Origin of the sequence: Mycobacterium sp. ENV421 (assembly GCF_002887815.1) — a bacterium.
Classification (GTDB): Bacteria; Actinomycetota; Actinomycetes; order Mycobacteriales; family Mycobacteriaceae; genus Mycobacterium.
Genome location: NZ_PDHO01000078.1, coordinates 1 through 6,009 on the forward strand (window position 1 = coordinate 1; position 6,009 = coordinate 6,009).

General features: G+C 64.0%; 5 protein-coding genes. 4 read left to right on the plus strand and 1 reads right to left on the minus strand.

Going from position 1 to position 6,009, the window contains the following annotated elements:
- The first annotated feature begins 51 nt into the window (after positions 1-51).
- Complete coding sequence (locus CRM90_RS29270) at positions 52-1,683, plus strand: AMP-binding protein (protein ID WP_102810359.1); 1,632 nt, start codon at positions 52-54, stop codon at positions 1,681-1,683.
- 24 nt (positions 1,684-1,707) lie between these two features.
- Here the strand turns inward: CRM90_RS29270 and CRM90_RS29275 are convergent, their stop codons facing one another.
- Positions 1,708-2,883 carry an acyl-CoA dehydrogenase gene (locus CRM90_RS29275; protein WP_102810360.1) on the minus strand — a complete coding sequence of 392 codons (1,176 nt, stop codon included), beginning with the start codon at positions 2,881-2,883 and terminating at the stop codon, positions 1,708-1,710.
- 577 nt (positions 2,884-3,460) lie between these two features.
- Between CRM90_RS29275 and CRM90_RS29280 the strand changes: the two genes are divergently transcribed.
- From CRM90_RS29280 to CRM90_RS29290, 3 genes are all read left to right on the plus strand, one after another.
- Entirely contained in the window at positions 3,461-4,642 is a 1,182-nt protein-coding gene (locus CRM90_RS29280) for an acetyl-CoA C-acetyltransferase (RefSeq protein WP_102810361.1), read from the plus strand.
- Between the two features lie 116 nt (positions 4,643-4,758).
- The gene (locus CRM90_RS29285; RefSeq protein ID WP_102810362.1) at positions 4,759-5,586 is read left to right on the plus strand and encodes an enoyl-CoA hydratase/isomerase family protein; all 828 of its coding nucleotides are present in this window, start codon (positions 4,759-4,761) and stop codon (positions 5,584-5,586) included.
- On the plus strand, positions 5,583-5,960 hold the full coding sequence (locus CRM90_RS29290) for an SDR family NAD(P)-dependent oxidoreductase (RefSeq protein WP_102810363.1): 378 nt from the start codon (positions 5,583-5,585) through the stop codon (positions 5,958-5,960). Before CRM90_RS29285 ends, CRM90_RS29290 begins: the two co-directional genes overlap by 4 nt.
- The last annotated feature ends 49 nt before the right edge of the window (positions 5,961-6,009 follow it).

Genomic DNA, 6,009 nt, shown 5'->3' on the forward strand with positions numbered 1-6,009 from the left:
AGGGCTACCAGGACTTGCGGGACGGCAGGATCATCCGCGGCGTCATCACCCATGCCTCGTGACCTCAGTTATGCGTCGGGTGCTGGCGACGCACCCCTCCTCGGTGACACGATCGGCGACAATCTAGACCGCACGGCTGAATACTTCGCTGAGCGCGATGCACTCGTCGAATGTTGGACGGGTCGGCGCTGGACCTATCGGGAGTTTGTCTCTGATGTCGACACCCTGGCCTTGGGCCTGTTGGAAAGGGGGATAAGCAAGGGCGACCGCGTGGGCATCTGGGCGCCCAATTGCGCAGAGTGGACGCTTGTTCAGTACGCCACGGCCAAGATCGGCGCAGTCCTTGTCAACATCAATCCCGCCTACCGAGCCCATGAGCTGGAGTACGTGCTCAACCAGGCCGGTGTGACGTTGCTGATCGCTGCCGAAAAGTTCAAGGCTTCCGACTACGCCACAATGATCGAGAAGGTCCGGCCGCGATGCGAAGCTCTCGAATACGTCGTTCTGATCGGGGGGCGGGACTGGCACGCGCTGCTTGACGCGGGCCGGCACAGCGATCCGCGACGGTTGGCGGCGGTCGGTTACGCGCTCAGTGCCGACGATCCGATCAACATCCAATACACGTCGGGTACCACCGGGTTTCCCAAAGGCGCCACACTGAGTCACCACAACATCCTCAACAACGGATTCTTCGTCGGCGAGATGTGCGGTTATAAGGAAGCCGACCGGATCTGCATACCGGTGCCCTTCTACCACTGCTTCGGCATGGTTATGGGCAACCTCGCCGCCACGACGCATGGCGCGTGCATGGTGATTCCGGCGCCGTCTTTCGAACCCCGGACGACGCTGCAAGCCGTGCAGGCCGAGCGTTGCACCTCGCTGTACGGCGTGCCGACGATGTTCATCGCCGAGCTCGCCGAACCCGGATGCGAAGAGTTTGACCTGACGAGCCTGCGGACCGGCATCATGGCGGGCTCGCCGTGCCCGGTTGAGGTGATGAAGCAAGTCATCGAGCGGATGGGTGTCCGCGAAGTGACTATCTGCTACGGCATGACGGAGACGTCGCCGGTATCTACCCAGACCAGTGCCGACGATCCGATCGAGCGTCGAGTGTCGACGGTGGGAACAGTGCACCCGCATCTGGAGGTCAAGATCATCGACCCAGAGACGGGGTTGACTGTTCCTCGCGGCACCCCCGGCGAGTTCTGCACCCGCGGATACTCAGTGATGCTGGGCTATTGGGAGCGGCCTGACTGGACCGCCGAGGCGATCGACGCCGCGCGTTGGATGCACACCGGCGACCTTGCGACCATGGACGACGAGGGCTACGTCAGCATCATCGGCCGGACCAAGGACATGGTGATTCGCGGCGGTGAGAATATCTATCCGCGCGAGATCGAAGAATTCCTCTATACCCATCCCGACATCTTGGACGCGCAGGTAATCGGTGTTCCGGATGCCAAGTACGGCGAGGAACTCATGGCGTGGGTCCGCATGCGAGAAGGAACTCAACCCGTCACCGCCGAGGCGCTGCGCGTGTTCGCCACCGACAAGCTCGCGCACTACAAGATTCCGCGCTATGTCCACGTGGTTGACGAGTTCCCGATGACCGTCACCGGCAAAATCCGCAAAGTTGAGATGCGCAACGCAGCGGTCGACCTCTTGAAGGCGCAACAGCGTTGATCAGCTAAACCGCCCCTCGGACCGTCAGCGCAGTAGCGCGCGCGACATCACCACACGCTGGATCTGGTTCGTGCCCTCGTAGATCTGGGTGATCTTGGCGTCGCGCATGTAGCGCTCGACGGGGAAGTCCGAAGTGTATCCGTAGCCGCCGAACAGCTGGACCGCGTTGGTGGTCACCTCCATCGCGACGTCGGAGGCGAAGCACTTCGATGCCGAGGAGATGAAGCCCAGGTTCGGCTCGCCGCGTTCGGCGCGCGCCGCCGCGGTGTAGACCATCAACCGGGCGGCCTCGGTCTTCATCGCCATCTCGGCGAGCATGAACTGCACGGCCTGGAAATCAGCAATGGGCTTGCCGAACTGCTTACGCTCCTTGACGTAGGCGATCGACGCGTCGATCGCACCCTGGGCGATGCCGACGGCCTGTGCGCCGATCGTCGGGCGGGTGTGGTCGAGAGTGGCCAGCGCCGTCTTGAAACCGGTGCCCTCCTCGCCGATGATCCGGTCGGCCGGGATGCGGCAGTCCTCGAAGTACAGCTCGGTGGTGGGCGATCCCTTGATGCCCATCTTCTTCTCCTTGGCCCCGACGGAGAAGCCGGGATCGTCCTTGTGGACGACGAACGCCGAGATGCCGTTGGCCCGCTTGTCGGGGTCGGTCACCGCCATCACCGTGTACCAGGTCGAGTGCCCGCCGTTGGAGATCCAGCACTTGGCGCCGTTGAGCACCCACTCATCGCCCTCACGGCGGGCCTTGGTGCGCATCGCCGCGGCGTCGCTGCCCGCCTCGCGCTCGGACAACGCATAGGACGCCACAGCATCGCTGGCGGCGATCGACGGGAGCACCTGCTTTTTGAGTTCCTCGCTGCCCTGCATCAGCAGGCCCATGGTGCCCAGCTTGTTGCAGATCGGGATCAGCGACGACGAGGCGCACACCCGAGCGACCTCTTCGATCACGATGCACGCCGCCACGGAGTCACCGCCCTGGCCGCCGTACTCCTCGGGGATGTGGATCGCGGCCATGCCCGACGCCGTCAGCGCCGTCAACGCCTCGTCGGTGTAGCGCGCCTTCTCGTCGACGTCGGCGGCGTGCGGCGCGATCTCCTTCTCACACAGGTCGCGCAGCACCGAGCGCAGTTCGTTGTGCTCGTCGGACAGCTTGAAGGGATCGAACTGCGCATCGAGCCTGCTCTGAGCCCTAGTCACGATTGACTGGCCAACATGGTGGCGGAGACGGCGGGTGAGCGGTCGACGAGTGGTTGTTGCATAAGCGTCTCTATCTATTCGGTTGGATCAGCGATGGCAGGGCGTTGTAGCACGACGAAACTCGGCCGTGGTGGGCGTGGGGCCCTTCTATCCTGCAATCGTCGTTGAAGTGACCTCCGCCGATACCAGCCGCCGCCAATACGGCCGGCCCTGGGAGCCGCGGAGCATCCGCGCGCGATGGTTTCGTATTACGGTCTGCTGTTTGGCTGACACGGAGCGTCGCGGCATATTCGGATTGTGCCGGTGGTCATGCTGGCGTAACTGTCCAACAATCGCACATTCAACATCGTGCCCACCCCGCGCTGCGACTCAGCGCTACCTAGGAGCTGCCCGTACATGAATCGCAGTGGCCGTTTCTGGCGCCCGTTAGCGCCCTCGACGCCACGAAAAATGGACATCTCGGTTAATCGCCACTAACGTTCCCGTAGTTAGTGGCGATTAACCGAACTTTGTCGCGGCGGGTCGACACGAGTGCGACGTGCCGTGAGCCCACAGGCACAAATGGTTTGGGGGATTGATGACGAGGTCGGTGATCATTGCAGGAGCCCGCACGCCGGTGGGCAAATTGATGGGTTCGCTCAAGGACTTCTCCGGCAGCGATCTGGGCGCCATCGCGATCGCCGGTGCAATGGAGAAGGCAGGAGTTCCGGCGTCGCTCGTCGAGTACGTGATCATGGGCCAGGTGCTGACCGCTGGCGCCGGGCAAATGCCTGCCCGACAGGCGGCCGTCGGCGCCGGGATCGGTTGGGACGTGCCAGCGCTGAGCATCAACAAGATGTGCCTCTCGGGCATCGACGCGATCGCGCTGGCCGACCAGCTGATCCGCGCCGGCGAATTCGACGTCGTCGTGGCCGGTGGCCAGGAGTCGATGACCAAGGCGCCGCACCTGCTGATGGACAGCCGCGCGGGTTACAAGTACGGTGATGTCACGGTGCTCGACCACACGGCCTATGACGGGCTGTTCGACGTGTTCACCGATCAGCCGATGGGCGCGCTGACCGAACAGCGCAACGACGTCGACCAGTTCACCCGGACCGAGCAGGACGAGTTTGCGGCGCGTTCGCACCAAAAGGCCGCTGCGGCATGGAAAGACGGCATCTTCGCCGACGAGGTGGTGCCCGTGAGCATTCCGCAGCGCGAGGGCGACCCGATCGAGTTCACCGAGGATGAGGGCATCCGCGCCGACACCACCACCGAGTCTTTGGCCGGTCTCAAGCCGGCGTTCCGCAAGGACGGCACCATCACCGCCGGATCGGCGTCGCAGATCTCCGACGGCGCGGCCGCGGTGGTCGTGATGAACAAGGAGAAGGCCCAGGAGATGGGGCTGACCTGGCTGTGCGAGATCGGCGCCCACGGCGTGGTCGCGGGCCCGGACTCCACCCTGCAGTCGCAGCCGGCCAATGCCATCAAGAAAGCCATTGCCCGCGAGGGCATCTCGCTTGACCAGCTCGACGTCATCGAGATCAACGAAGCGTTCTCCGCGGTCGGGCTCGCGTCGATGAAGGAGCTGGGTGTCGATCCGGAGAAGGTCAACGTCAACGGCGGCGCGATCGCCATCGGGCATCCGATCGGCATGTCGGGGGCGCGGATCACGCTGCACGCCGCCCTCGAGTTGTCACGACGCGGCTCCGGCTATGCCGTCGCGGCGTTGTGCGGCGCCGGCGGCCAGGGCGACGCCCTCATCCTGCGCACGGGCTAGCTTCGGCATGGGCTGTGCGCCTCACGGCGAAGTCGCATCGCCGCGTGTGATCCCGCCGACTTCACCGCGACAGCTGTCGTGGCAGTTGACCCTACAAAGAAAGTCGGCAGATTGAGATGCGTATCGACTACTCTGAATTCCCAACCCTGCGACTCGAGCACTCCGAGGAGGGGATCCTCGAGATCACGCTCGCCGCGCCCGGCCTGAATTCGGTCGGGCCCCGCATGCATCGCGATCTCGCTGACATATGGCCGGTCATCGAACGAGATCCCGACGTCCGCGTCGTCCTGGTTCGCGGTGAAGGGGCGGCCTTTTCGTCCGGAGGCAACTTCGATCTGCTCGAAGCGATGATCGATGACTACGACAGCCGCATCCAGATCATGCGCGAGGCCCGCGATCTGGTCGTCAACATGGTCAACCTCGACAAACCGGTCGTCTCTGCAATCCGCGGGCCTGCCGTCGGCGCGGGCCTGGTAGTCGCGGTGCTATCCGACATCTCCGTGGCCGGCCGCACCGCGAAGATCATTGACGGGCACACGCGCCTCGGCGTCGCGGCGGGCGATCACGCCGCCATCTGCTGGCCGCTGCTGGTTGGGATGGCCAAGGCGAAGTACTACCTACTCACCTGTGATCGCCTGTCAGGCGCGGAGGCCGAGCGAATCGGGCTGGTATCCGTCTGTGTCGATGACGAAGAGGTTCTGGCGACGGCTCATCGCATTGCCGCTCAATTGGCCGGCGGCGCGCAGGCGGCCATCCGCGGGACCAAGCGCAGCCTCAACCATTGGTATCGCATGTTCGGACCCACCTTCGAAGCCTCACTCGGCCTGGAGTTTCTCGGATTTGGCGGCCCTGACGTCAAAGAAGGCCTGGCAGCGCACCGCGAGAAACGTCAGCCTCGATTTGACGCCCCGTGGACGCCAGCTTCGGTGGATGATCGCCGATGAGCCGCCTGAACGGGCGCACAGCGCTGGTGACGGGCGGCGCCGGCGGCATTGGCGCCGAGATCTGCCGGCATCTCGCCGAGGCGGGAGCCCGGGTCGCAGTGTGCGATATCAACGACGCTGAGGCCGAGGCGCTGGCCGCGACGTTGCCTGGTGCAAGCGCCGGCTTCGCGATCGACGTCACAGACAGCTCGGCCGTGGCCCGCACCGTCGAGGCTGTGAACACACAGCTGGGTAAGGTCGACATCCTTGTCAATAACGCCGGTGTCGATATCATCGAAAAATTCGTCGATTCGACCGAAGAGTCGTGGAAAACACTGCTAACGGTCAATTATCTGGGCACGCTTATCGTCAGCCGTGCAGTGCTTGATTGTTGACCGTCTCTCGGGATGACGACGACGGGGTATGCGGTCGTCATTGAGCGTG

Excerpts from the sequence above, each read along its gene's own strand:
- CRM90_RS29270 (WP_102810359.1), top strand. The coding sequence starts at position 52 with ATGCCTCGTGACCTCAGTTATGCGTCGGGTGCTGGCGACGCACCCCTC.
- CRM90_RS29280 (WP_102810361.1), top strand. The coding sequence starts at position 3,461 with ATGACGAGGTCGGTGATCATTGCAGGAGCCCGCACGCCGGTGGGCAAA.
- CRM90_RS29285 (WP_102810362.1), top strand. The coding sequence starts at position 4,759 with ATGCGTATCGACTACTCTGAATTCCCAACCCTGCGACTCGAGCACTCC.
- CRM90_RS29290 (WP_102810363.1), top strand. The coding sequence starts at position 5,583 with ATGAGCCGCCTGAACGGGCGCACAGCGCTGGTGACGGGCGGCGCCGGC.